This is a genomic window from Lysobacter sp. CA199, from assembly GCF_052078715.1.
In the GTDB taxonomy this organism is placed as follows: Bacteria; Pseudomonadota; Gammaproteobacteria; order Xanthomonadales; family Xanthomonadaceae; genus Lysobacter.
Genome location: NZ_JBQJIL010000015.1, coordinates 70,924 through 92,916, shown reverse-complemented (window position 1 = coordinate 92,916; position 21,993 = coordinate 70,924). Strand labels below are relative to the sequence as shown.

Annotated in this window: 20 protein-coding genes; 14 read left to right on the top strand and 6 right to left on the bottom strand. The window is 66.9% G+C overall.

Features of this window, described 5'->3' with window-relative positions; translation table 11 throughout:
• Window positions 1-109: 109 nt before the first annotated feature.
• The 7 genes from ACTOWJ_RS25220 to ACTOWJ_RS25190 all read left to right on the top strand — a co-directional run bounded on the left by ACTOWJ_RS25220 (window position 110) and on the right by ACTOWJ_RS25190 (window position 5,904).
• A complete protein-coding gene (locus ACTOWJ_RS25220; RefSeq protein ID WP_441337373.1) occupies window positions 110-796 on the top strand; it encodes a Fe2+-dependent dioxygenase in 687 nt (228 codons plus the stop codon).
• Between the two features lie 77 nt (window positions 797-873).
• Window positions 874-1,485 (top strand): PepSY-associated TM helix domain-containing protein, encoded by a 612-nt coding sequence (locus ACTOWJ_RS25215; RefSeq protein WP_441337481.1) that lies wholly within the window; start codon window positions 874-876, stop codon window positions 1,483-1,485.
• Window positions 1,486-1,531: 46 nt separating this feature from the next.
• Window positions 1,532-2,047, top strand: coding sequence for a DUF2271 domain-containing protein (locus ACTOWJ_RS25210; RefSeq protein WP_441337372.1), 516 nt, complete (start codon window positions 1,532-1,534; stop codon window positions 2,045-2,047).
• Between the two features lie 124 nt (window positions 2,048-2,171).
• Entirely contained in the window at window positions 2,172-2,981 is an 810-nt protein-coding gene (locus ACTOWJ_RS25205) for a DUF4198 domain-containing protein (RefSeq protein WP_441337371.1), read from the top strand.
• Between the two features lie 30 nt (window positions 2,982-3,011).
• The gene (locus ACTOWJ_RS25200) at window positions 3,012-4,022 is read left to right on the top strand and encodes an FAD:protein FMN transferase (protein ID WP_441337370.1); all 1,011 of its coding nucleotides are present in this window, start codon (window positions 3,012-3,014) and stop codon (window positions 4,020-4,022) included.
• Entirely contained in the window at window positions 4,019-5,686 is a 1,668-nt protein-coding gene (locus ACTOWJ_RS25195; RefSeq protein ID WP_441337369.1) for a sulfite reductase subunit alpha, read from the top strand. Before ACTOWJ_RS25200 ends, ACTOWJ_RS25195 begins: the two co-directional genes overlap by 4 nt.
• The gene (locus tag ACTOWJ_RS25190) at window positions 5,683-5,904 is read left to right on the top strand and encodes a DUF6053 domain-containing protein (RefSeq protein ID WP_441337480.1); all 222 of its coding nucleotides are present in this window, start codon (window positions 5,683-5,685) and stop codon (window positions 5,902-5,904) included. Before ACTOWJ_RS25195 ends, ACTOWJ_RS25190 begins: the two co-directional genes overlap by 4 nt.
• A gap of 60 nt (window positions 5,905-5,964) precedes the next feature.
• Here the strand turns inward: ACTOWJ_RS25190 and ACTOWJ_RS25185 are convergent, their stop codons facing one another.
• A complete protein-coding gene (locus ACTOWJ_RS25185; RefSeq protein WP_441337368.1) occupies window positions 5,965-6,585 on the bottom strand; it encodes a HutD/Ves family protein in 621 nt (206 codons plus the stop codon).
• Between the two features lie 390 nt (window positions 6,586-6,975).
• Complete coding sequence (locus ACTOWJ_RS25180; protein WP_441337367.1) at window positions 6,976-7,314, bottom strand: ComEA family DNA-binding protein; 339 nt, start codon at window positions 7,312-7,314, stop codon at window positions 6,976-6,978.
• A 222-nt stretch (window positions 7,315-7,536) separates the two neighbouring features.
• Here ACTOWJ_RS25180 and ACTOWJ_RS25175 point away from each other — a divergent pair, with 222 nt between their 5' ends.
• Entirely contained in the window at window positions 7,537-9,087 is a 1,551-nt protein-coding gene (locus ACTOWJ_RS25175) for a M20 family metallopeptidase (RefSeq protein ID WP_441337366.1), read from the top strand.
• A gap of 196 nt (window positions 9,088-9,283) precedes the next feature.
• On the opposite strand, the gene ACTOWJ_RS25170 is transcribed toward ACTOWJ_RS25175, so the two are convergent.
• The gene (locus tag ACTOWJ_RS25170; protein WP_441337365.1) at window positions 9,284-10,123 is read right to left on the bottom strand and encodes an outer membrane protein; all 840 of its coding nucleotides are present in this window, start codon (window positions 10,121-10,123) and stop codon (window positions 9,284-9,286) included.
• A 348-nt stretch (window positions 10,124-10,471) separates the two neighbouring features.
• Between ACTOWJ_RS25170 and ACTOWJ_RS25165 the strand changes: the two genes are divergently transcribed.
• Window positions 10,472-10,717 (top strand): GlsB/YeaQ/YmgE family stress response membrane protein, encoded by a 246-nt coding sequence (locus ACTOWJ_RS25165; RefSeq protein WP_441337364.1) that lies wholly within the window; start codon window positions 10,472-10,474, stop codon window positions 10,715-10,717.
• Between the two features lie 276 nt (window positions 10,718-10,993).
• Here the strand turns inward: ACTOWJ_RS25165 and cysN are convergent, their stop codons facing one another.
• Complete coding sequence (cysN, locus tag ACTOWJ_RS25160; protein ID WP_441337363.1) at window positions 10,994-12,934, bottom strand: sulfate adenylyltransferase subunit CysN; 1,941 nt, start codon at window positions 12,932-12,934, stop codon at window positions 10,994-10,996.
• Window positions 12,934-13,902: a sulfate adenylyltransferase subunit CysD gene (gene cysD, locus ACTOWJ_RS25155; RefSeq protein ID WP_441337362.1), complete on the bottom strand. Its 969-nt coding sequence runs from the start codon at window positions 13,900-13,902 to the stop codon at window positions 12,934-12,936. The genes cysN and cysD overlap by 1 nt, the downstream gene beginning before the upstream one ends.
• 353 nt (window positions 13,903-14,255) lie before the next feature.
• Between cysD and ACTOWJ_RS25150 the strand changes: the two genes are divergently transcribed.
• From ACTOWJ_RS25150 to ACTOWJ_RS25135, 4 genes are read left to right on the top strand one after another with little or no spacing between them, the layout of a single operon-like run.
• Window positions 14,256-16,118, top strand: coding sequence for an assimilatory sulfite reductase (NADPH) flavoprotein subunit (locus ACTOWJ_RS25150; RefSeq protein ID WP_441337361.1), 1,863 nt, complete (start codon window positions 14,256-14,258; stop codon window positions 16,116-16,118).
• Window positions 16,118-16,387: a hypothetical protein gene (locus ACTOWJ_RS25145; protein ID WP_441337360.1), complete on the top strand. Its 270-nt coding sequence runs from the start codon at window positions 16,118-16,120 to the stop codon at window positions 16,385-16,387. Before ACTOWJ_RS25150 ends, ACTOWJ_RS25145 begins: the two co-directional genes overlap by 1 nt.
• Window positions 16,384-18,138, top strand: a complete 1,755-nt coding sequence (gene cysI, locus ACTOWJ_RS25140) for an assimilatory sulfite reductase (NADPH) hemoprotein subunit (protein ID WP_441337359.1) — start codon at window positions 16,384-16,386, stop codon at window positions 18,136-18,138. Before ACTOWJ_RS25145 ends, cysI begins: the two co-directional genes overlap by 4 nt.
• Window positions 18,135-18,887: a phosphoadenylyl-sulfate reductase gene (locus ACTOWJ_RS25135; protein ID WP_441337358.1), complete on the top strand. Its 753-nt coding sequence runs from the start codon at window positions 18,135-18,137 to the stop codon at window positions 18,885-18,887. Before cysI ends, ACTOWJ_RS25135 begins: the two co-directional genes overlap by 4 nt.
• 317 nt (window positions 18,888-19,204) lie before the next feature.
• Here the strand turns inward: ACTOWJ_RS25135 and ACTOWJ_RS25130 are convergent, their stop codons facing one another.
• Window positions 19,205-20,188, bottom strand: a complete 984-nt coding sequence (locus ACTOWJ_RS25130; RefSeq protein WP_441337357.1) for a LysR family transcriptional regulator — start codon at window positions 20,186-20,188, stop codon at window positions 19,205-19,207.
• 335 nt (window positions 20,189-20,523) lie between these two features.
• Between ACTOWJ_RS25130 and cysG the strand changes: the two genes are divergently transcribed.
• The gene (gene cysG / locus ACTOWJ_RS25125) at window positions 20,524-21,978 is read left to right on the top strand and encodes a siroheme synthase CysG (RefSeq protein WP_441337356.1); all 1,455 of its coding nucleotides are present in this window, start codon (window positions 20,524-20,526) and stop codon (window positions 21,976-21,978) included.
• The last annotated feature ends 15 nt before the right edge of the window (window positions 21,979-21,993 follow it).

Genomic DNA, 21,993 nt, shown 5'->3' with positions numbered 1-21,993 from the left:
CCCGGCGCGGCCAGTAGCACGCCGCGCCGGGTTCACGTTCTAATCGGACTTCCACCGTCCGCGCGCGCCGCCCGGGTCTCTCCCCCGGGCGGCCGCATCGAGGAAACCCATGCTGCTGCACGTTCCCAAGGTTCTCACCGCCGAACAGGTCGCTCATTGCCGGGCGCGCCTGGATCAGGCCGGGTGGGCCGATGGACGCATCACCGCCGGCCATCAGTCGGCCAAGGCCAAGGACAACGCGCAATTGCCGGAGAGCGATCCGGTCGCGCGCGAACTGGGCCCGTTGATTCTCGACGCCCTGTCGAAGAATCCCACCTTCTTCTCCGCCGCGTTGCCGCAACGGGTGTATCCGCCGTTGTTCAACCGCTACGCCGGCGGCCAGTCGTTCGGCTTCCACGTCGACAACGCGATCCGCTACGACCGCAGCCGCGGCGGCATGGACGCGGTGCGCACCGACCTGTCGGCGACCTTGTTCCTCAGTGCGCCGGAGGAATACGACGGCGGCGAACTGGTCATCGAAGACACCTACGGCACCCACCCGGTGAAGCTCGCGGCCGGTGATCTGGTGCTGTATCCGGGCACCAGCCTGCACAAGGTCACGCCGGTCACGCGCGGCGAGCGCATCGCTTCGTTCTTCTGGATCCAGAGCCTGGTCAGCGAGGATTCGCAGCGTCGGCTGATGTTCGAACTGGATGTGTCGATCCGACGATTGACCGCGGACGTGCCCGACCATCCGGCGCTGGTGCAGCTGACCGGCGTGTATCACAACCTGCTGCGGCGCTGGAGCCAGACGTGAATGCGGCAGGCGACGACGAACGCGCGGTCAGGACCGGATCGGTCAAAGCTGGGCGGGTCAAGGCCGCTTCGGGGACGATCGATGTTAATCGTCGCTCCTATTGGCTCAAGACCCTGCACCGCTGGCATTGGATCAGCGCCGCGCTGAGCCTGATCGCGCTGCTGCTGTTCTCGGTCACCGGCATCACCTTGAACCACGCCGCCCAGATCGAGTCCGAACCGCGCGTGGTCAACGTCAAGGAAGTCTTGCCGGCGAGCTTGTTGCGCGGCCTCAAGGGCGAACACCCCGCCGATGCGCCGTTGCCCGGCGCCGTCGACGACTGGCTCAACGATGCGTTGGACGTGCGTACCGTCGGCCGCAAGGGCGAGTGGTCCGACTCCGAGGTCTACGTTTCACTGCCGCGTCCCGGCGGCGACGCCTGGATCAGCATCGACCGCGAAAGCGGCGCGATCGAGTACGAACGCACCGATCGCGGCTGGATCGCCTGGCTCAACGATCTGCACAAGGGCCGCAACACCGGCGCTGCGTGGCGCTGGTTCATCGACCTGTTCGCGATCGCCTGCCTGCTGTTCGCCTTCACCGGCCTGTGGCTGTTGCAGTTGCACGCACGCCAGCGCGGCAAGACCTGGCCGCTGGTCGCGGCCGGTCTGGCGATTCCGCTGCTGGTCATCGTTCTTTTCATGCATTGAACATCCGTCTTCGAACAACCGTCTTCAAGCACTGCAGGAGCGAGTCATGAAATTGTCGTCGTTCAAGGTTCTGATTCCCGCGCTGGCGCTGCCGCTGCCCGCGTTCGCGGCCGATCTGGAACTCAACATCGAGATTCCGCGGATCAACGCCGCCGAGTACCACCGTCCCTACGTCGCGGCGTGGATCGAGAAAGCCGACAACACCGTGGCGAGCAACCTCGCCGTCTGGTACGACGTCGACATGAAGAACGACGAAGGCACCAAGTGGCTCAAGGACATGCGCCAGTGGTGGCGGCGCAGCGGCCGCACCTTGAGCATGCCGGTCGACGGCGTCAGCGGGGCCACCCGTCCGGTCGGCGCGCATGCGCTGAACTTCAAGGGCAACAGCAAGCAGCTCGCCGGCCTGGCGCCGGGCAGCTACACCCTGGTCGTGGAAGCCGCGCGCGAAGTCGGCGGCCGCGAGATGCTGACGATCCCGTTCGAGTGGCCGGCCAAGGCGCAGAGCCTGTCGGCGCAGGGCAAGACCGAGTTGGGCAAGGTCAAGGTGGCTGTGAAGCCCTAAGAGCCGGGATTGGAGATTCGGGATTTGGGATTCGACAGCCGCCCATGCCCACGTCTCTCCCGCCCGCTACGCATCCGTTTTTGCCAATCCCGAATCCCCAATCACGACTCCCGGACCCCAAGCCATGAACCTCAAAATCCTCGCCATCGCCACAGCGCTCACCCTCGGACTGACCGGCACCGCGCAAGCGCACAAGGCCTGGCTGCAGCCGTCGCAGACCGTGTTTTCCGAGAAGGGCTCGTGGATCACGGTCGATGCCGCCGTGTCCAACGACTTGTTCTACTTCAACCACGTGCCGTTGCCGCTGGAACGTCTGCAAGTCACCGCGCCGGACGGCAGCAGCGTCAAGGCGCAGAACGGCTCGACCGGCAAGCTGCGCAGCGTGTTCGACCTGCAGCTCGAGCAGGAAGGCACCTACAAGATCGCGATGAACAACGAGGGCATGTTCGCCAGCTACAAGCTCGGCGGCGAAGCCAAGCGCTGGCGCGGCAAGGCCAGCGAGTTCAAGACCGGCATCCCGGCCGGCGCGACCGAGATCAGCGCGTCCGAAAGCCTGGGCCGGGTGGAGACCTTCGCCACCGTCGGCAAGCCGAGCACCACCGTGTTCAAGACCACCGGCAAGGGCATCGAGCTGGTGCCGGTGACCCATCCCAACGATCTGTTCGCCGGCGAGTCGGCGAGCTTCCAACTGCTCGTCGACGGCAAGCCGGCTTCGGGCCTAAAGATCGAGATCGTTCCGGGCGCGACCCGCTACCGCAATCAGCAGGACGAAATCCACGTCACCACCGGCGCCGACGGCAAGTTCGAAGTGAAGTGGCCGCAAGCCGGCATGTACTGGCTGGAAACGGCCAGCGAAGACAACAAGACCACCCTGCCCGACGCCAAACAGCGCCGTCTGAGCTACGTGGCCGTGTTCGAAGTGCTGCCGCAGTAAACCGGCATGCGTCGGGCGGAGCCGCCAACGATGTGGTCGTGGTCGGGCGCGATGAGCACGACCGCGACGCATCCGCACGGCTTCGCCGCCACGCCATCGGCCTTGCACACCTTGCAAGGTGCGACGATGGGCACGCGCTGGTCGGTCAAGCTGGTCGCCGCTGCAACGGCGCTGCCTGGGCTCGAACGCGGCATCCAGGCCTGCCTGGACCAGGTCGTCGAGCAGATGAGCACCTGGCGGGACGATTCGGACATCAGCCGCTATAACCGCGCCGAGGCCGGCAGCACGCATACGCTGCCGGCCGAGTTCGCGCAGGTGCTGGACGCGGCGCTCGCGCTGGCCGCCGACACCGACGGCGCCTACGACCCGACCGTGGGGCCGTTGACCGACGCATGGGGTTTCGGCCCGATCGGCGCTCGCGCGCAGGCACCCGACGACGATGCGCTGAGCCGCGCGCGCCGACGCGTGGATTGGCGCCGGCTCGCTTACGACCCGGCCCAGCGGCGACTGTCGCAACCCGGCGGCGCCTGCCTCGATCTGTCGTCCATCGCCAAGGGCTACGGCATCGACCGCGTCGCCGACTGGCTGCTCGCGCAAGGCATCGCCGATTGTCTGGTCGAAGTCGGCGGCGAACTGCGTGGGCACGGACGCAAGCCCGACGGCTCGGCGTGGCGCGTGGCGGTGGAACAACCCGGCGGCAGCGACGAGGAAGCCGCCGCGGTGATCACGCTCGACGGGCTGTCGATCGCAACCTCGGGCGATTACCGTCGCTACTTCGACGCCGGCCAGCGACGCTACTCCCACACGCTCGACCCGCACAGCGGCGCGCCGATCGACAACACGGTGGCTTCGGTGACGGTGTTGCACCCGCACTGCATGCATGCCGACGCGCTCGCCACCGCGCTGACCGTGCTCGGCGCGCACGCCGGCATGGCCTATGCCAACCGCCGCCGGCTCGCCGCGCTGTTCGTGCTGCGCGAAGGCGATGGTCTGGTCACCCGCACCACCCCGGGCTTCGTCGCCCGGCAACGTTGCGCATGAATTCGATGTCCGATCCGTCGATCCCCGATCCCAAGCCGCGTTCGCTCGATCTTTCGCTGATCGGCCATGCGCTGATCCTGCTCGCCCTGGCCGCGCTCGCGATCGCACTGTCGCAATGGCAGACCGAGCCGCTGCGCTGGACCTCGCCCGGCCGCGGGCGGCTGTGGGCGGCTGCAGCGCTGGTGGCCGCCTACGTCGGCTTCGTGGTCAACGTGGCGATATCGCGCGCGCGCAGCGCACGCAAACAGGCCTTGCCGCAGATCGCCAACGAGGGGCGCGGCGAGTGGTTGGTCGCGTTCGCCAGCCAGACCGGTTTCGCCGAACAACTGGCGCGACGCAGTTGGGATGCGTTGCGCGATGCCGGACTGCGCGCTGATCTGGCCGTGCTCGGCACACTGGATGCCCGGCAACTCGCCCGCTATTCGCGCGCCTTGTTCGTCGTCAGCACTACCGGCGAAGGCGATGCGCCCGACATCGCGGCCGGTTTCGTGCGCAAGATCATGGGCCACGCCGCGCAACTGCCCGGACTGGGGTATGGCGTGCTCGCACTCGGCGATCGCGAATACAACGAGTACTGCGCGTTCGGCCATCGCCTGGAGCATTGGTTGCGCCACTGCGGCGCGCAGCCCTTGTTCGACCTGGTCGAGGTCGACAACGGCGAAACCGGCGCGCTGCGGCATTGGCAACACCATTTGGGCCTGTTGGCCGGACGCACCGATCTGCCCGACTGGAGCGCGCCGTCCTACGCATCCTGGCGCCTGCGCGAGCGCCGCCTGTCCAATCCCGGCAGCGCCGGCGCCGCGGCGTTCCATATCGACCTGGTGCCGGGCGACGCTGCGCCGCTGAGCTGGCAGGCCGGCGACATCGCCGAGATCGGGCCGCGCAACGGCGCCGACGAACTCACGCGTTGGCTCGTCGCCGCGGCCAACGACGGCTCCGCGCAAGTGCGCACGGACGACGCGAGCGCGACGCTGGGCGAACTGCTGGCGCGCTCGCGCCTGCCCGATCCCAAGTCTATGCGCGGCATGAGCGCGCAAACCATCGCCGACGCGTTGGCGCCTCTGCCGCATCGCGAGTATTCGATCGCTTCGATTCCCGCCGAAGGCTCGCTGCGCCTGTTGGTCCGACAGATGCGCCGCGACGACGGCAGTCTGGGCGTCGGCAGCGGCTGGTTGACCGAATACGCGGCGCAGGGCGCTTGGATCGATCTGCGCATTCGCAGCAATGCGTCCTTCCATGCGCCAGGCGACGCGCGACCGATGATCCTGATCGGCAATGGCACCGGACTGGCCGGTTTGCGCGCATTGCTCAAGACCCGCATCGCCGCCGGACACCATCGCAATTGGCTGCTGTTCGGCGAACGCAACGCCGCTTGCGATCTGCACTATCGCGACGAACTCGAAACCTGGCTGGCGCAGGGACTGATCGAACGCGCCGACTATGCGTTTTCTCGCGATGGGCAGCGCCGTATCTATGTGCAGGAGCTGCTGCGTGAGCGAATCGAAGCGGTTCGCGAATGGATCGCCGGCGGCGCCGCGGTCTACGTCTGCGGCAGCCTGGAGGGCATGGCGCCGGGCGTGGAAACGGCCTTGCGCGAGGCGGTCGGCGTCGAGGCACTTGAAGGCATGGCAGCCGACGGGCGTTATCGGCGCGATGTGTACTGAGCCCGAGTGGTTGGGGCGCCGCGACGGGATCGAAAGGCGTCGGGGCTGAAGCCCCTCCCACAAAAGACCTCGCGCTGACGAAGGCCGATAGTGAGTGGGGTGATTGGAAGCGGCGATCTGAGCGGGAGGCTGAAGCCCCTCACAACAGACCTCGTAGGCACGAAGTTTTTTGTGGGAGGGGCTTCAGCCCCGACACTCTGCTTGGTCCACATGCTTAGCCCGCAGCTCGCAACAAGCATCGAAGTCGTCGCCGTGCGCAAGCGCTCTGGTCGTATCTTTCAAAGCAACCCTGCGACCCGCACCAACAGCACCTCGCCGCCGCCTTCAAGCACGTTGCGCAGGCGTTCGCTGCCGGCTGCGAGGATCGCGGTGTCGCCAGCCTGCAGCGGCGGCAGACCGGAATCATCGGCGAAGCGCGCCTGACCGGCCAGCAGGTGCACGGCCCAGCTTTGATGGGGCTCGGCGAAGATCACCATCGGACCGACCAGCGGCCGGTGCCAGAGTTCGGCGCGAACGCGGTCGCGACGCCACATCAGGTTGAAATCGTGGGTCGGGCCGTCGAACAGTTCGCCGTGCACTTCGCGCTCGCCGGCAAAGCGCAACCGGTCGTGCGGCGGCAGCAGTTCGTGGGCCTCGCCGTCGTCGAAACGCAGGCGCAGGCCGTTGCCGCTGAGCAGCACCAGTTCGCGATCGATACCGGGAAACGCGGAGAACGGCGCATCGCGCTCGATCTCGGCGATCGACAGGCGCCAGTCCCATGCTTCGCCATCGGTGGGGCGGTCCAGGTCGTCGCCGCTGCGGCGCATGCACACGATCTGGCGAGTCCAACCGAACTGGTTGCGCCAGCGCTCGCGCCGGTACTCGTTGGCGGGGATGGACCAGGACAGGCTGTCGGACATGGCGCGGGCTGAATTGAGCGATGCCGCAGTCTAGTCGTTAGCGGCCGATGCCCCAAGCCGGAAGGACGGACACGGCGAGCGTGGGCGCGAGCAGTGGAGGCTCGGGTGTCGCGGGTGAGATTCGCGCGATGGCGGCTGATGGCCGAGGGCATTTCCGTGGGCCGCGGAGTTAGCTTGGCCTTGGATGCGACGCGGGTGAAGCGCGGGTGTGGATCTGTTGCTTCGGGTGGCAGCGGCGGGGCTGCGTTGTTTCGGTTGGTGTGCCCCGCCGCGGATCCTTCCGCGGCGGAGCGACATACTTCCGTGTCCAGGGACCTCCCCCCGAATCCTTCGGGCATCCTTGCCCGATCAGCTACCGACTCCGCATCCATACGGTGCCGGCAGGTTGTTTCAGCGTTTACTGGCGGCGCGCGGTGCTGCGATGGCGCCGGCGGTGTTGGTCGGCCGGCCTTGCGGCGCGCCCCCCACCACGATGCGGTCACGGTTCTTTTCGACCGTTTTCAACCCGATCCCCTTGACCAAGGCCAGCTGTTCGACGCTGCGGAAGGCTCCATTGGCCTTACGGTAGGCGACGATGGCTTCGGCCTTGGACGCTCCGACGTTAAGCAGCACGCGGTCCAGCGTGGCAGCGTCGGCGCTGTTGATATTGACCTTCTCCGAGGCGTAGGCGCTGCCGGCGAGCAGCAACGACAGAACCAGCGACTTGGCGATGAGGGCAAAAGATTTCATAAAGTTAGCTCCTGAGATTGGATTCCTTTCCGATCCGGCGGACGTACATCCCTGAGTCCTTGTGTCCGCCGGTGGAGACAGTCTCCATGTCTCGATGGGCACAGGTTATCGCCGTGCCGGCCTACGCGAAGTCGGGCAGAGCCGCAGCGCAGGGTAGGAAAAGTCCTACATGCCCCGGCAGGCGTAAACTGGCGGCTTTCCCAGCTTCGAAGGCCCCGAACCATGGACGCCAGCAAGGTCGACCGCTACGTAGGTCAGAAATGGGACGACGAAATCGTCCCGCAATTGGTCGAATACATCCGCATTCCCAACAAATCGCCCATGTTCGACGCCGACTGGGTCCAGCACGGCTACATGGACGACGCGGTCAAGTTGATGGAGTCCTGGGCCAAGTCCCAGTCCATCCCCGGCATGCAGGTTGAAGTGGTCCGCCTTGAGGGCCGTACGCCCTTGATCTTCCTCGATATTCCGGCTTTTACGGGCATGCCCGACCACGGCGCCGCCGATGCCTCGGCATCGGCACAAACACGCGACGAGGATTGCGTGCTGCTTTACGGCCATCTGGACAAGCAGCCGGAGATGACCGGTTGGGACGACGACCTCGGCCCATGGAAGCCGGTGATCAAGGGCGACAAGCTCTATGGCCGCGGCGGCGCCGACGACGGCTACGCGATCTTCGGTTCGCTGGCGGCGATCCTCGCCCTGCAGGAGCAGCAGGTTCCGCACTCGCGCTGCGTGATCCTGATCGAGGCCTGCGAAGAATCCGGCAGCTACGACCTGCCGGCCTATGTCGATCACCTCGCCGACCGCATCGGCCAGCCCTCGCTGGTGGTGTGCCTGGACTCGGGCTGCGGCAACTACGACCAGTTGTGGTGCACGACTTCGCTGCGCGGTCTGGCCGGCGGCAATTTCACGGTCAAGGTGCTCAGCGAAGGCGTGCATTCGGGCGATGCCTCCGGCGTGGTGCCGTCGAGCTTCCGCCTGCTGCGCCAGTTGCTCTCGCGCCTGGAAGACGAAACCAGCGGCAAGATCCTGATCGAAGGCCTGTACGTAGACGTGCCGGAGGAACGCCTGGAGCAGGCGCGTCAGGCCGCCAAGGTGCTGGGCACGGCGATCTACGACAAGTTCCCGTTCCTGCCGGGGATGAAGCCGATGTTCAACCAGGGTGCCGCCGAGGACTTGTCGGAACTGGTGCTCAACCGCACCTGGCGCCCGGCGTTGTCGGTGACCGGCGTCGACGGCATGCCGTCGCTGGCCTCGGCCGGCAATGTACTGCGTCCGCATACCTCGGTGAAGTTGTCGCTGCGTCTGCCGCCGACCCTGGACGGCAAGCGCGCCGGCGAGTTGCTCAAGGAAGTGTTGCTGCGCGATCCGCCCAACGGCGCGCAGGTCACGTTGGAACTGGAGAAATCCTCCAGCGGTTGGAACGCGCCGGCGATGTCGTCGTGGTTGAGCCGCGCCATCGACACCTCCAGCCGCGAATTCTTCGGCCAGCCGGCGATGTACATGGGCGAAGGCGGCTCGATTCCGTTCATGGGCATGCTCGGCGAGAAGTTCCCCGGCGCGCAGTTCATGATCACCGGCGTGCTGGGTCCGCATTCCAACGCGCACGGGCCGAACGAGTTCCTGCATATCCCGATGGGCAAGCGCGTGACCGCGTGCGTGGCGCGGGTGGTGGCCGAGCATCATCAGGCCAGCCAGCGCGGCGAGACGACCGGTGCCGCGGTCGCGGCCGACAGCGGCGATCGTCACGGCGATCACGGCTGCTGCTGAGCCGAAGCGGCGATAAGGGCGTGGGATGAGGCCGGACCTCGGTCGGGGCTGAAAGCCCCTCCCACAGAGACCTCGCGCCTGCGTCGTCAGAGTAAGACGCCCCGAACAGAAAAGGCGGACCCACATCGGGTCCGCCTTTTTCTTTGCGAAGGTCATCGAACGATCGCGACACCCGTCGATTCAAATTTCCGCGCTCTCAGAACCGATACGTCGCGGTCAAACGCAAACTGCCGAATTCGAAGTCCTTGTCGGTGCGACGCAAGTCGGTGCCGTTGGCGTTGACCAACAGGAACGGATTGTTGGCTGGCGCGGTGCCGCGCGAGGTGCGCACGCGGAAATCGTCGTCGTCGATGCGACTGAACAGATACTCCAGGCCGACCGAGAAATGGTCGAGCACTTTGCGTTCCAGCCCTAATCCGGCCTGCCAACCGTCGGCGCGATCGTCGCCGCTCAGGGTGAATGCGTTGGCTGCGTTGCTGGTGGCGAAGCTGTGATCGATCGTAGCCCGCACCGCGCCAGCGGTCAGATACAGCAGATAGTCGCCTTCGCCGCCGAAGGTCCAACCCACGCGACCGCGCAGGGCCAAGGTATCGTCGAGATCGCGGGTCATGGTGTAGAACGCCGGCGTGGTGCTGAACGCCGATACGCTGTCGCGGATGTCGCCCTGGGTGTACTCGGCCAGCAGGCCGAAGACCCAACGCCCGGCCTGCCAGTCGTAACCGGCGCGCACGCCGTAATCGGCGCCGCCCTTGTCGTCACGGCAACCCAAGCCCGGCGTGCGTCCGCCGGCGGCGCCGTCGCAGAACCCCGGCGAGAACGCATCGGCCCCGGCCGCGGTGCGCACGGTATCGCCATAGGTGCCATCGAGATTGTTGTCGAACGAAAACCGTCCGCCGTCGCCGTCGGGTTCGGATGAGCCCAGATTGCCGCCGATGTAGAAGCCGCTCCAGCCGTCGTCGGCGGTTTGCGCGTAGGCCGGCGCGGCAGCCGCGGCCAGTACCGCGAATGCCATCGATACGAGACGTTCGGATTTCATGATCACTCTCCAAGGTCGTGAGCGGCCGCGCGCGTTGAACGCGCGGCGCGGTGCGCAACGGCGGGATGTACGATCGCCACGACCGCTCCATCGCGGCCATGTCGAGGGCTGTACGCGCGTCGCCGCGCGGCGGATGCGGATCGGCGGCTTCGATGATCGATAAAGCGGAACTGCCTCGCAGAACGAGCCGGCGGACGGGTTGCGAAACGGTTCGCGCAGCGGCGCGCGATTGTGCCTGGGCGGTTGGCTTAACGGCGAGACAACCCGGCTGCGCCCCCTCACGCGGCGGCGACGGCGCCGGTCACATGATCCTGCCGCAGTCCCACTATCCTCCCCAGGAGGCAAGCCATGTTCGGCGGCATCATTTCCACGATCATCATCGGCGCGATCATCGGCATCCTCGCGCGTTTCTTCAAGCCGGGCGCGGACCCGATGGGCTGGATCCTGACCATCCTGCTCGGCATCGCCGGCGCTTATATCGGCGGCCTCATCTACGGCGGCGGCGGTTTCATCGGCATCATCGTGTCGGTGGTCTGCGCGATCGTGCTGTTGTTCCTGTACGAGATGATCCGCAGCAAGACCGCGAAGTCCTAGTTTCGGGAACTCACGAATCGCGACGCAAGACCCCGGCTCCGGCCGGGGTTTTTGTTTTCATTCGAGCGCTTGAGCGCGCGACCAGATCTCGGTCGGGGCTAAAGCCCCCCACAAAAAACTTCAAGCTTATGCCGCTGCCGCGGAATCTGTTGTGGGAGGGCCTTCAGGCCCGACTGCGAACCATGGCCACGACGATGGCTGGAAGTATGTTCGGACCTCGGTCGGGGCTAAAGCCTCTCTCACAAACAACTTCATATCGGCGCCGGCCATCGGTCCTCAATCGCGCAGGTAATCGACCACGCGTTGCGCCAGGCTCTGCACGTCTTCTTCCAACGTGGCCAAGCGCAGTTCCGGCGATTCGGGCGCTTCGTACGGCGAATCGATGCCGGTGAAGTTGGGAATCTTGCCGGCGCGCGCCTTCGCGTACAGCCCCTTGACGTCGCGCCGCTCGGCTTCCTCCAGCGGCGTGTCGACGAACACCTCGACGAACTCGCCGTCCTCGAACAGCTCGCGGGCCAGTCCGCGCTCGGCGCGGAACGGCGAGATGAAGCTCACCAGCACGATCAGCCCGGCGTCGGTCATCAGCTTGGCGACCTCGGCGACGCGGCGGATGTTTTCGACCCGGTCGGCATCGGTGAAACCCAGGTCCTTGTTGAGACCATGGCGCACGTTGTCGCCGTCGAGGATGAAGGTGTGGTGGCCCAGCGCATGCAGTTGCTTATCGACCAGATTGGCGATGGTCGACTTGCCCGAACCCGACAGACCGGTGAACCACACGCAACGCGGCCTCTGCCGTTTGTTGCGCGCACGCGCGGCCTTGTCGACATCGACCGGCTGCCAGTGGACGTTCTCGGCGCGGCGCAGGGCGAAGTCCAGCGTGCCGGCCGCCACGGTGGCGTTGGTCTGGCGGTCGATCAGGATGAAGCCGCCCAGTTCGCGGTTGTCGCGATAGGCCTCGAACGCGATCGCCTGATCCAGGCCCAGATTGCAGTACGCGACTTCGTTGAGTTCCAACTGCCGCGCCGCCAACTGCGCCTGGCTGTTGACGTCGATCTTGTGCTTGATCTCGGTGATGCTGGCGCTGACCGTGCGGGTGCCGAGCTTCAACCAATAGGAACGGCCGGGCAGCAACGGGTTCGCATCCATCCACAGCAGGTGCGCGGCGAACTGATCGGCCACCTGAGCGGGCTGGCGAGCGCTGGCGATCACGTCGCCACGGCTGATGTCGAGTTCGTCCTCCAGGGTCAGCGTGATCGCCTGTCCGGCGACCGCATGCTCCAGATCGCCGTCGGCGGTGACGATGCGCTGCACCCGCGAACGCCGGCCCGAGGGCAACGCGACGATTTCATCGCCGGGTTTTACCGCACCGGCGGCGATGGTGCCGGCGAAACCGCGGAAATCCTGGTGCGGGCGATTGACCCATTGCACCGGCAGGCGCAGGCCCAGTTCGGCCGCATCGCGCGCGGTGTCGACCGTTTCCAGATACTCGAGCACGTTGGCGCCGCCGAACCATGGCGTCGCCGCCGAAGCGGTGGTGAGGTTGTCGCCGTTGAGCGCCGACAACGGCACCGCGTGCACATGCTCGATGCCGAGCTTGTCGGCGAGTTCGCGGTACTCGGCGACGATGCGCTCGAACACCGCCTGATCGAAATCGACCAGATCCATCTTGTTGACCGCCAGCACGACATGGCGGATGCCGAGCAACGAGACGATGTAACTGTGCCGGCGCGTCTGGGTCAGCAGTCCCTTGCGCGCATCGACCAGCACCACGGCCAGATCGGCGGTGGACGCGCCGGTGGCCATGTTGCGGGTGTACTGCTCGTGGCCGGGGCAATCGGCGACGATGAACTTGCGCCGATCGGTGCCGAAATAACGGTAGGCGACGTCGATGGTGATGCCCTGCTCGCGTTCGGCGGCCAGGCCGTCGACCAGCAGCGCGTAGTCGATCTCGCCGTTGCGGGTGCCGTGCCGGCGGCTGTCGGCGTCGAGCGCGGCCAGCTGATCCTCGAACAAGCGCTGGGTGTCGTGCAGCAAACGGCCGATCAGCGTGCTCTTGCCGTCGTCGACGCTGCCGCAGGTGATGAAACGCAGCAGGCTCTTGCGTTCGTGCTGTTGCAGATAGGCGGCGATGCCTTCGTCGTTGGCGGCCGGCGCGGCGCGGTCGGCCGTGCGCAACGCGTCGCGGCCTCCGGGCGGAAATTCGAATTGCACGGCCATCAGAAATAGCCCTCCTGCTTCTTGCGCTCCATCGACGCGGACGGGTCGTGGTCGATCATCCGCCCCTGTCGTTCGGAGGTGGTGGCGACCAGCATCTCGGCGATGATCTTCTCCAGCGTATCGGCTTCGGATTCGATCGCGCCGGTCAACGGGTAGCAGCCCAGGGTGCGGAAACGCACCTTGCGTTGTTGCGGCACTTCGCCCTCGCGCAGCGGCAGGCGCTCGTCGTCGACCAGGATCAGGCTGCCCTCGCGTTCCACCACCGGGCGCTGCGCGGCGAAATACAACGACGGCACCGGAATGCGCTCGCGGTAGATGTAGAGCCACACATCCAGTTCGGTCCAGTTGGAGATCGGAAACACGCGCACGCTTTCGCGTCCGTGGATGCGGGTGTTGTAAAGGCTCCACAGCTCCGGACGCTGGTTCTTCGGATCCCAGCGATGCTGCGGATTACGGAACGAGAAGATGCGTTCCTTGGCGCGCGATTTTTCCTCGTCGCGGCGCGCGCCGCCGATCGCGGCGTCGAATTTGTTCCAGTCCAGAGCCTGCTTGAGTCCCTGGGTCTTCATCACGTCGGTATGCACCGCCGCGCCATGGCTGACCGGGCCGATGCCCTGGGACAGGCCGTCGGGATTGATGTGCACGCGCAGATCCACGCCGGTTTCGGCGGCGCGGTGGTCGCGGAAGGCGATCATTTCGCGAAACTTCCAGCCGGTGTCCACGTGCAGCAGCGGGATCGGCGGGCGCGCCGGGTAGAAGGCCTTGAGCAACAGGTGCAGCAGCACCGAGCTGTCCTTGCCGACCGAATACAGCATCACCGGATTGCCGAACTCGGCGGCGACCTCGCGCAGGATGTGGATGCTTTCGGCCTCCAACCGGTCCAGGTGGCTCAGCGCGTGCGGCGCCAGCCGCTGGGCCGGATCGGCGGAGGGATCGAACAGGACGCTCAGATCGGGTGACGCACTCATCTCAGGCGGACTCGTCGCAAAGCCGCGTTCCAGGAGCGGCCGGGCGACGCGGCGGCGTCCGGCCTGTAACGACATGCAGTGGGCGATCGCGGCCCGGATGCCGGCGCGAAGCTCCGCGCGCATCCATCGAACCACATCGGACCCCGTGGGGATACCGCCCGGACCGGCGCGGCGGCCACCCCGAAACCGGGGCGAAACCCGGCTCCGGCCATGGCCTCGACGGGGTCCATTAGAAATCCCCCCGGATTCGAGGAGAAATGAGCGCGGGTCATGTCCGCATAACCGCGCATCCTTTCCGCCGGACCCGGCGCGGCTCGTAGCCTGCATTCTCCGAAGCTATCAGGCCGACCGCCGTGCCCGCCGCCGCCACGACCGCCGCCCCCTTGTCCCCACCCGTTCTGCTGGCCACACCGTTGCCGGCCGACCGGCTCGATTCGCTCACCCGCCTCACCGACGGCCTGGACAGCAACAGCCTGTGGTGGCTGTCCGGCTACGCGGCCGGGTTGGCCCGCTCCGGTGGCGGCGCGCTCGCCCCGACCGTGGCCGCGGCCGTGCCCGAGGCCAAGAGCAGCGAACGCCTGACCATCGTCTACGGCAGCCAGACCGGCAACGCCAAGCGCCTGGCCGAGCAGCTCGCCGGCCAGTCCGAAGCCGCCGGACTCGGCGTGCGCCTGGTCCGCGCGGACGCCTACCCGACCCGCGAACTCAAGAACGAACGCCTGCTCTATGTGGTCATCAGCACCCAGGGCGACGGCGATCCGCCCGACGATGCCCGCGGCCTGGTCGAATTCATCGCCGGCAAGCGCGCGCCCGAACTCAAGGGCCTGAACTACGCGGTGCTGGGCCTGGGCGATTCGAGCTATCCGCAATTCTGTGCGATCGGCGCCCGCCTCGACGCGCGTCTGAGCGAACTCGGCGCGAACCGCCTGTTCGCGCGCGGCGAAGCCGATCTGGACATCGAAACCGTCGCAACGCCGTGGCTGCAGCAGGCGTTGAGCCACGCCCGCGACACCCTCAAGCCGGCAGCCGCCCACTTGGCCACGGTGACACCGCTGCGGCCGCTGCCGGCCGCGCCGGCGTTCCATCGCGATGCGCCGTTCGCGGCCGAGCTGATCGCCAACCGGCGCCTGATCGCGCGCGGTACCAGCGCGCGCGGCCCGATCGCCGCCGACAAGGACATCCGCCATATCGAACTGTCGCTGGAAGGCTCCGGCCTGCATTACCAGCCCGGCGACGCGCTCGGCCTGTGGCCGCGCAATCCGCCCGAGCTGGTGCAGGCGGTGCTGGAGACGCTCGAGCTCGATGGCGACGCCTCGGTCAGCCACGGCGCCCAGCATCTGCCGCTGCGCCAATGGCTGAGCGACAAGCGCGAGCTGACCAAGCTGGCGCGGCCGTTCATCGCCAGCCACGCCGCACATGCGCGCAGCGACGAACTCAATCGCCTGCTCGCGCCCGACAACGCCGCGCAGTTGAGCGAGCTGCTCGCGCGCACCCAGGTCATCGATCTGCTGCAGCGCTACGACGGACAGTGGTCGGCCGAAGAACTGGTCGCCGCGCTGCGTCCGCTGACCCCGCGGCTGTACTCGATCGCCTCCAGCCAGAAAGCGGTCGGCGAGGAAGCGCATCTCACCGTCGCCCACCTGGAGTACGCCAGCGAGCACGGCACGCGCTGGGGCGCGGCCTCGCACTTGCTCGCGGCGGCCGAGGAAGGCGAGCGCCTGCCGGTGTTCATCGAACACAACGAGCGCTTCCGTCTGCCCGCCGACGGCAGCCGCGACATCGTCATGATCGGCCCCGGTACCGGCGTCGCGCCGTTCCGCGGTTTCGTCCAGGAACGCGCCGCCGACGGCGCCGGTGGACGCAACTGGCTGCTGTTCGGCAACCCGCATTTCCGCACCGATTTCCTCTATCAAACCGAATGGCAGGCGGCGTTGAAGTCGGGCCAGCTGCATCGGCTGGACTTGGCGTTCTCGCGCGATCAGGCGCAAAAGATCTACGTGCAGCACCGCCTGCGCGAACACGGCCGCGATCTGTACGACTGGCTGCAAGGCGGCGCGCATCTGTACGTGTGCGGCGACGCAACCCGCATGGCCCGCGACGTGCACGCCGCGTTGTTGGCGGCGATCGCCGAACACGGCGGCAAGAGCGATGAAGCCGCCGAAGAGTATCTGAACGAGTTGCAGCAACAGGGCCGTTACGCCCGGGATGTCTATTGATGTACGCCGTCGTCACTCGCCAGGTCGAGCCCCGCTCGTCCCAGCACCATTTCGTCGAATCGGGCCGCACGTCGCAGGCCGACGCCGCGCGCCTGGAGTCTACTGAGCGTCACGGACCGCAGCTTGCCCCGGCAGTCCGGATGGAACGCGGGAACCATGCCGCCACGATCGAGCGCGTCGACAAGAACGCGCCGTCGCGATCGGTCCGCGTTCCGTTCGGGCTGCATCCGCGGTCGCGCGCGCAGTCGCGGACCGGAGCGCCGGCATGAGCGCGCATTCGGTCGAGAACATCAAGCAAGCCAGTGCGCGTCTGCGCGGCACCTTGCTAGAAAGCCTGGCCAACCCGGTCACCGGCGCGCTCAACGACGACGATCAGACCCTGATCAAGTACCACGGCAGCTACCAGCAGGACGATCGCGACGTGCGCGAGGAACGCCGTCAGGCGAGCCTGGAGCCGGCCTACAGCTTCATGATCCGCACCCGCACGCCGGGCGGCGTGGTCAGCCCGGAGCAGTGGCTCAAGCTCGACGCGATCGCCACCACCTACGCCGAACGCGGCCTGCGCGTGACCACCCGCCAGGCCTTCCAGTTCCATGGCGTGATCAAGACCGAACTCAAATCGACCATGCAGGCGATCAACGCCGCGCTGATCGACACCCTGGCCGCCTGCGGCGACGTCAACCGCAACGTCGCGGTCGCGGCCAATCCGCAGCTGTCGGCCTCGCATGCGGCGGTGTTCGCCCAGGCGGCGGCGCTGTCGGAACACCTGCTGCCCAATACCCGCGCCTACTACGAAATCTGGCTGGACGAGGAACGCGTCGACGGCAGCGGCAGCGAAGACGAGCCGATCTACGGCAAGGCCTATCTGCCGCGCAAGTTCAAAATAGGTTTTGCGATTCCGCCGTACAACGACGTCGATGTGTTCGCGCAGGATCTGGGCTACATCGCCATCATCCAGAACGGCGAACTGCTCGGCTACAACGTCACCATCGGCGGCGGCATGGGCGCGACCCATGGCGATCCGGAGACCTATCCGCGGGTGGCCGACGTGATCGGTTTCGTCACGCCCGATCAGGTGATCGAGGTCGGCGAGGCGGTGGTGACCGCGCAGCGCGATTTCGGCAATCGCGAGGTCCGCAAGCGCGCGCGTCTGAAGTACACCATCGACGATCGCGGGCTCGAGTGGTTCAAAGCGGAAGTCGAACGTCGCGCCGGGTTCCCTCTCCTCCCGGCGCGGCCGTTCGCCTTCCGCCATAACGGCGACCGCTTCGGTTGGGTCGAGGGCGACGACGGCCGCGCCCATCTGACCTTGCGCATTCCGGCCGGGCGCATCGTCGACGGCGCGCTCGACGGCCTCGGCGACGAGTTGACCCATTTGAGCGGCTTGCGCGAGATCGCGCGTCTGCTGCAAGACCAGGCCGGCGCCGAGTTCCGCATGACGCCGAACCAGAACCTGGTGATCGCCGGCGTGCCCGCCGCGGTGCGCGCACAGGTCGATGCGCTGATCGCGCAGCACGGCCTGGACGGCTACGCCCAGGCCAGCAACTTGCGACGCAACGCCTTGGCCTGCGTCGCGCTGCCGACCTGCGGGCTGGCGATGGCCGAGGCCGAGCGCTATCTGCCCGACTTCGTCGGCGAAGTCGAAAAACTGCTGGCCCGGCATGCCATTCCCGATGCGTCGATCAATCTGCGCATCAGCGGCTGCCCCAACGGTTGCTCGCGTCCGTACCTGGGCGAGATCGCCCTGGTGGGCAAGGCGCCCGGCCGCTACAACCTGATGCTGGGCGCCGATCATCGCGGCCAGCGCTTGAACACGCTGTACCGCGAAAACATCGCCGAGGCCGAGATCCTGGCCGCGCTGGATCCGCTGCTGGGCGCCTACGCCCATGAACGCGATGCGGACGAAGGCTTCGGCGATTTCCTGGTGCGCAGCCAGGTCGTGAACGTTCCCTACCCCACTCCCACCGGCATTCCCGTTTCGCTGATCGATGCAGCCCCGGCTGCGAAGGCACACGCATGAGCGCTCCCACCGACCCCGTGACCGCCGCCGAATCGCCGCGCGCGCTGGCCGAACTCAACGCCTGGCTGGGCACCCAGTCGGCGCAACAGCGCGTTGCCTGGGCGCTGGAAAACACCGCCGGCGAGCACGCGCTGTCATCGAGTTTCGGCGCGCAGTCGGCGGTATCGCTGCACATGGTGACCGCGCAGGCGCCGAAGATTCCAATCATCGTGGTCGATACCGGCTATCTGTTCCCGGAGACCTACCGCTTCATCGACGAGCTCGGCGACCGGCTCAAGCTCAACCTCAAGGTCTATCGCCCGCAGATCGGCGTGGCCTGGATGGAAGCGCGCTTCGGCCGCTTGTGGGAACAAGGCATCGACGGCATCGAGCGCTACAACCGCATGCGCAAGGTCGAACCGATGCAGCGCGCCTTGAACGAACTGGGCGTGCGCACCTGGATCGCCGGCCTGCGCCGCAGCCAATCGGGCAGCCGCGCCAATCTGGATTTCCTGCAGATCAAGGACGGGCGCTGGAAGCTGCATCCGCTCGCCGATTGGAGCGATCGCGACGTCTGGCAGTACTTGCAGGCGCACGATCTGCCGTATCACCCACTGTGGCACGACGGCTACGTCTCGATCGGCGACATCCACACCACGCGCAAGCTCGAGCCGGGCATGCGCGAGGAAGACACGCGTTTCTTCGGACTCAAGCGCGAGTGCGGGTTGCATTTCGATAGCGAGCCGGCGGCGGAGAATCAGGCGGCTTGAAAAATTCCCGGCAAAACCTCTTTTCCGCTTGCGGGAGAAGGTGGCCCAAAGGGCCTGATGAGGGCCCGCGGGAACAGCAAAACCCCTTCTCCCACCTGCGCAAGAAGCTGGACAGAAGTGCGGACTACACCGTGGCTAGCGCATCAGCAAAGTCGGAATAGAAACCGATGCGGGCAGTCAGCATTCGCGCGCCCTCACCCCAACCCGCCCCAGCCCAAACGCGTAGCGTTTGGGCGTTCGCGGACGCGCGAGCCAATGGCTCGCAAGCAGCGCCCACTCACCCCGCGCGCGGGAGAGGGAGCTGAGCGAAAGCAAGCTTATGAACTGATCGGCTGAGTCAGTTCGACCCAAGTCGGCGCCTTGGGCCAGTTCGGCTCCAGATTGCCTTCCAGGATCCGCCGCAAGTCGCGACGGTCGATCTGCGGCGCCAGGCCGTGCAGCAGTTCCAGCGCGTAATCGCGCAGCACGCGGGCGCGCGGAATCACCGCCCAGGTGATGCATTCGGGGAATGCATCCGGCGCGATCAAGGCCTTGAGGTCCTCATCACGCGCGGTCACCGCCATCTCGGCCAGCACGCCCACGCCCAAACCGGCGCGCACGTAGGTCTTGATCAGGTCCGCATCGCGCGCGGTCATCGCCAGTTGCGGCTCGTGTCCGCCGGCGGCGAAGGCTCGGCGCAACGAGGACTCCGGCCGGGTCGAGGATTCGTAACTGATCAACGGCTGCGCCGCCAGATCGGCCAGCGTCGGCGAGCGATCAAGCTTGGCCAGAGCATGCCCGCGCGGCACCAGCACCACCCGGCGCCAACGGAACAAGGGCACCGCGAGCCCGCCTTCCGGCGGCGCGCCGGCGGTGCTGATCACCGCCAGATCGGCGTTGCCGTGCGACAGATGCGAGAGCACTTCGCCGTCGGCCGCGGCTTGCAGATGCACGCTGACTTGCGGGAAATCACGCTTGACCTGGGCGATCACCGGCGGCAGCACATAGCGCGCCTGGGTGTGGGTGGTCGACAGCACCAGGCGTCCGGCGTGCTGGCCGCGCTCGTTGGCGGCGTAGGCGCGGATATTGCCGGCTTCTTCTAGGATGCGGCGCGCGTGTTCGAGCACCCGCTCGCCGGCCGGCGCGATCGCTTCCAGGCTGCGGCCCTTGCGCACGAACAGCAGGAATCCCAGCTCGTCCTCCAACTGTTTGAGCTGCTTGGACAGGCCCGGTTGGGTAGCGTGAACGCGCTCGGCGGCGAGGGTGATGTTGAGGCCGGAATCGGCGATGGCGACCAGGTAACGCAGTTGAGTCAGAGTCATGGCGAAGCGGTCCGGAATAAGAGTCGATGCGGGGCGAAGCGGGCGGCGGCGAATCGGCGCGCGCGACAACAGCCCGCTACCGCGGGTTTGCCGTCGTTGCCGTGGTCCAGTCGCGTTCCGGACATTCGCTGGCGCATCGCGTCCACGTATTTATCGCTCTATTCGGATAAAGGGATTTATAGGCTAGCCGGCGTATAGTGGCCTTGTCCAGTATCCGTGACGCAACGCAGCGGCTCATTACGTGACGGCATGTCCAAAGGCGGCCCCGTCATTTCCGGTACCCCGCCGACGGCCGTAGGGTCGCTCCATCGTCCCTGGATCGCACGCCCGCCGCCATGACCAGTCCCTTGTTTCCGCTGTTTGCCGATCTGCGCGGACGCACCGTGCTGGTGGTCGGCGGCGGAACGGTGGCGCTGCGCAAGGTCACGGCGCTGCTCGAGGCCGGCGCCCGGGTCCGGGTCGGCGCACCGCAGTTGCTGCCGGCGCTGGCCGCCTGGGCCGAGCAGGGGCGCATCGAACATCTCGACGGCGCGTTTCGGCCGCAATGGCTCGACGAGGTCTGGCTGGCGATCGCCGCCACCGACGATGCCGCAGTCAATCGCGCCGTCGCCGCGGCCGGCGAAGCGCGCCGGGTCTGGGTCAACGTGGTCGACGATGTCCACGCCTCCTCCTTTCACGTCCCGGCGCGGGTAGAACGCGGGCCGGTGCAGATCGCGATCTCCAGTGGCGGCGGCGCGCCGATGCTCGCGCGCCATCTGCGCGAAACCCTGGAAACCCAACTCGACGAATCGCTCGGCGAACTCGCGCATCTGCTGACCCGCGAACGTGCGCGCATCCGCCGCCACTATCCCGACCTCGGCGCGCGCCGACGTTTCTTCGAGCGCGTGCTGGCCGGCCCGATTCCCGCGCTGCTTCGCGAGGGCCGCTTCGACGACGCCCAGCGCGCGTTCGGCGTGGCCTTGATCGACGACAAGCCCGATACGCTTCCGGCCGGTTCGGTCGCGCTGGTCGGCGCAGGCCCGGGCGACGCCGGATTGATGACGCTGCGCGGTTTGCGCGTGCTCAACGAGGCCGACGTGATCCTGCACGATCGCCTGGTCAGCGCCGAAGTGCTGGCGCTGGCGCGCCGCGACGCAGAACTGGTCGAAGTCGGTAAGCAAGCCGGCAATCACCACACCACCCAGGACCGCATCCACGAGCTGATGCTCGAACACGCCCGCGCCGGCAAGCGCGTGGTGCGTCTGAAGGGCGGCGATCCGTTCGTATTCGGCCGCGGCGGCGAAGAGCTGGAAATACTCGCCGATGCCGGTATCGCGTTCGAAGTCGTGCCGGGCATCACCGCGGCATTGGCTTGCGCCGCCTACGCCGGCGTCCCATTGACGCATCGCGATCATGCCCAGTCGCTGCGAGTGGTCACCGCTCATCTGAAAGATTCGGCCGACGCGCTCGATTGGCAGTCGCTGGCGCAGGAAAAACAGACGCTGGCGGTATACATGGGCGTGTCGGGTCTGGACGTGCTGCGCGACAAGCTGATCGAACACGGCCGCGCCGCCTCGACCCCGTTCGCGCTGATCGAAAACGGTTCGCGCCGGCAACAGCGCGTGGTGACCGGCACGCTGGCCAATCTGGCCGAACGCGCGCAGGGACATCGGGTGCAATCGCCGGCCCTGTTGATCGTCGGCGAAGTCGCCGCGCTGGCGCAACGCTTGCATTGGTTCGGCGACGCGCCCTTGACCGACGTCGTCGAATACGAAACCTCCGGCAGCACCGCGTTCGCCGCGGCCGCCTGACCCTTTACCCACGCC

Bases quoted from the DNA above. Each gene is read 5' to 3' on its own strand.
- ACTOWJ_RS25220 (WP_441337373.1), top strand. From the start codon at position 110: ATGCTGCTGCACGTTCCCAAGGTTCTCACCGCCGAACAGGTCGCTCAT.
- ACTOWJ_RS25210 (WP_441337372.1), top strand. From the start codon at position 1,532: ATGAAATTGTCGTCGTTCAAGGTTCTGATTCCCGCGCTGGCGCTGCCG.
- ACTOWJ_RS25205 (WP_441337371.1), top strand. From the start codon at position 2,172: ATGAACCTCAAAATCCTCGCCATCGCCACAGCGCTCACCCTCGGACTG.
- ACTOWJ_RS25200 (WP_441337370.1), top strand. From the start codon at position 3,012: ATGTGGTCGTGGTCGGGCGCGATGAGCACGACCGCGACGCATCCGCAC.
- ACTOWJ_RS25195 (WP_441337369.1), top strand. From the start codon at position 4,019: ATGAATTCGATGTCCGATCCGTCGATCCCCGATCCCAAGCCGCGTTCG.
- ACTOWJ_RS25185 (WP_441337368.1), bottom strand. From the start codon at position 6,585: ATGTCCGACAGCCTGTCCTGGTCCATCCCCGCCAACGAGTACCGGCGC.
- ACTOWJ_RS25180 (WP_441337367.1), bottom strand. From the start codon at position 7,314: ATGAAATCTTTTGCCCTCATCGCCAAGTCGCTGGTTCTGTCGTTGCTG.
- ACTOWJ_RS25175 (WP_441337366.1), top strand. From the start codon at position 7,537: ATGGACGCCAGCAAGGTCGACCGCTACGTAGGTCAGAAATGGGACGAC.
- ACTOWJ_RS25170 (WP_441337365.1), bottom strand. From the start codon at position 10,123: ATGAAATCCGAACGTCTCGTATCGATGGCATTCGCGGTACTGGCCGCG.
- ACTOWJ_RS25165 (WP_441337364.1), top strand. From the start codon at position 10,472: ATGTTCGGCGGCATCATTTCCACGATCATCATCGGCGCGATCATCGGC.
- cysN (WP_441337363.1), bottom strand. From the start codon at position 12,934: ATGGCCGTGCAATTCGAATTTCCGCCCGGAGGCCGCGACGCGTTGCGC.
- cysD (WP_441337362.1), bottom strand. From the start codon at position 13,902: ATGAGTGCGTCACCCGATCTGAGCGTCCTGTTCGATCCCTCCGCCGAT.
- ACTOWJ_RS25145 (WP_441337360.1), top strand. From the start codon at position 16,118: ATGTACGCCGTCGTCACTCGCCAGGTCGAGCCCCGCTCGTCCCAGCAC.
- cysI (WP_441337359.1), top strand. From the start codon at position 16,384: ATGAGCGCGCATTCGGTCGAGAACATCAAGCAAGCCAGTGCGCGTCTG.
- ACTOWJ_RS25135 (WP_441337358.1), top strand. From the start codon at position 18,135: ATGAGCGCTCCCACCGACCCCGTGACCGCCGCCGAATCGCCGCGCGCG.
- ACTOWJ_RS25130 (WP_441337357.1), bottom strand. From the start codon at position 20,188: ATGACTCTGACTCAACTGCGTTACCTGGTCGCCATCGCCGATTCCGGC.
- cysG (WP_441337356.1), top strand. From the start codon at position 20,524: ATGACCAGTCCCTTGTTTCCGCTGTTTGCCGATCTGCGCGGACGCACC.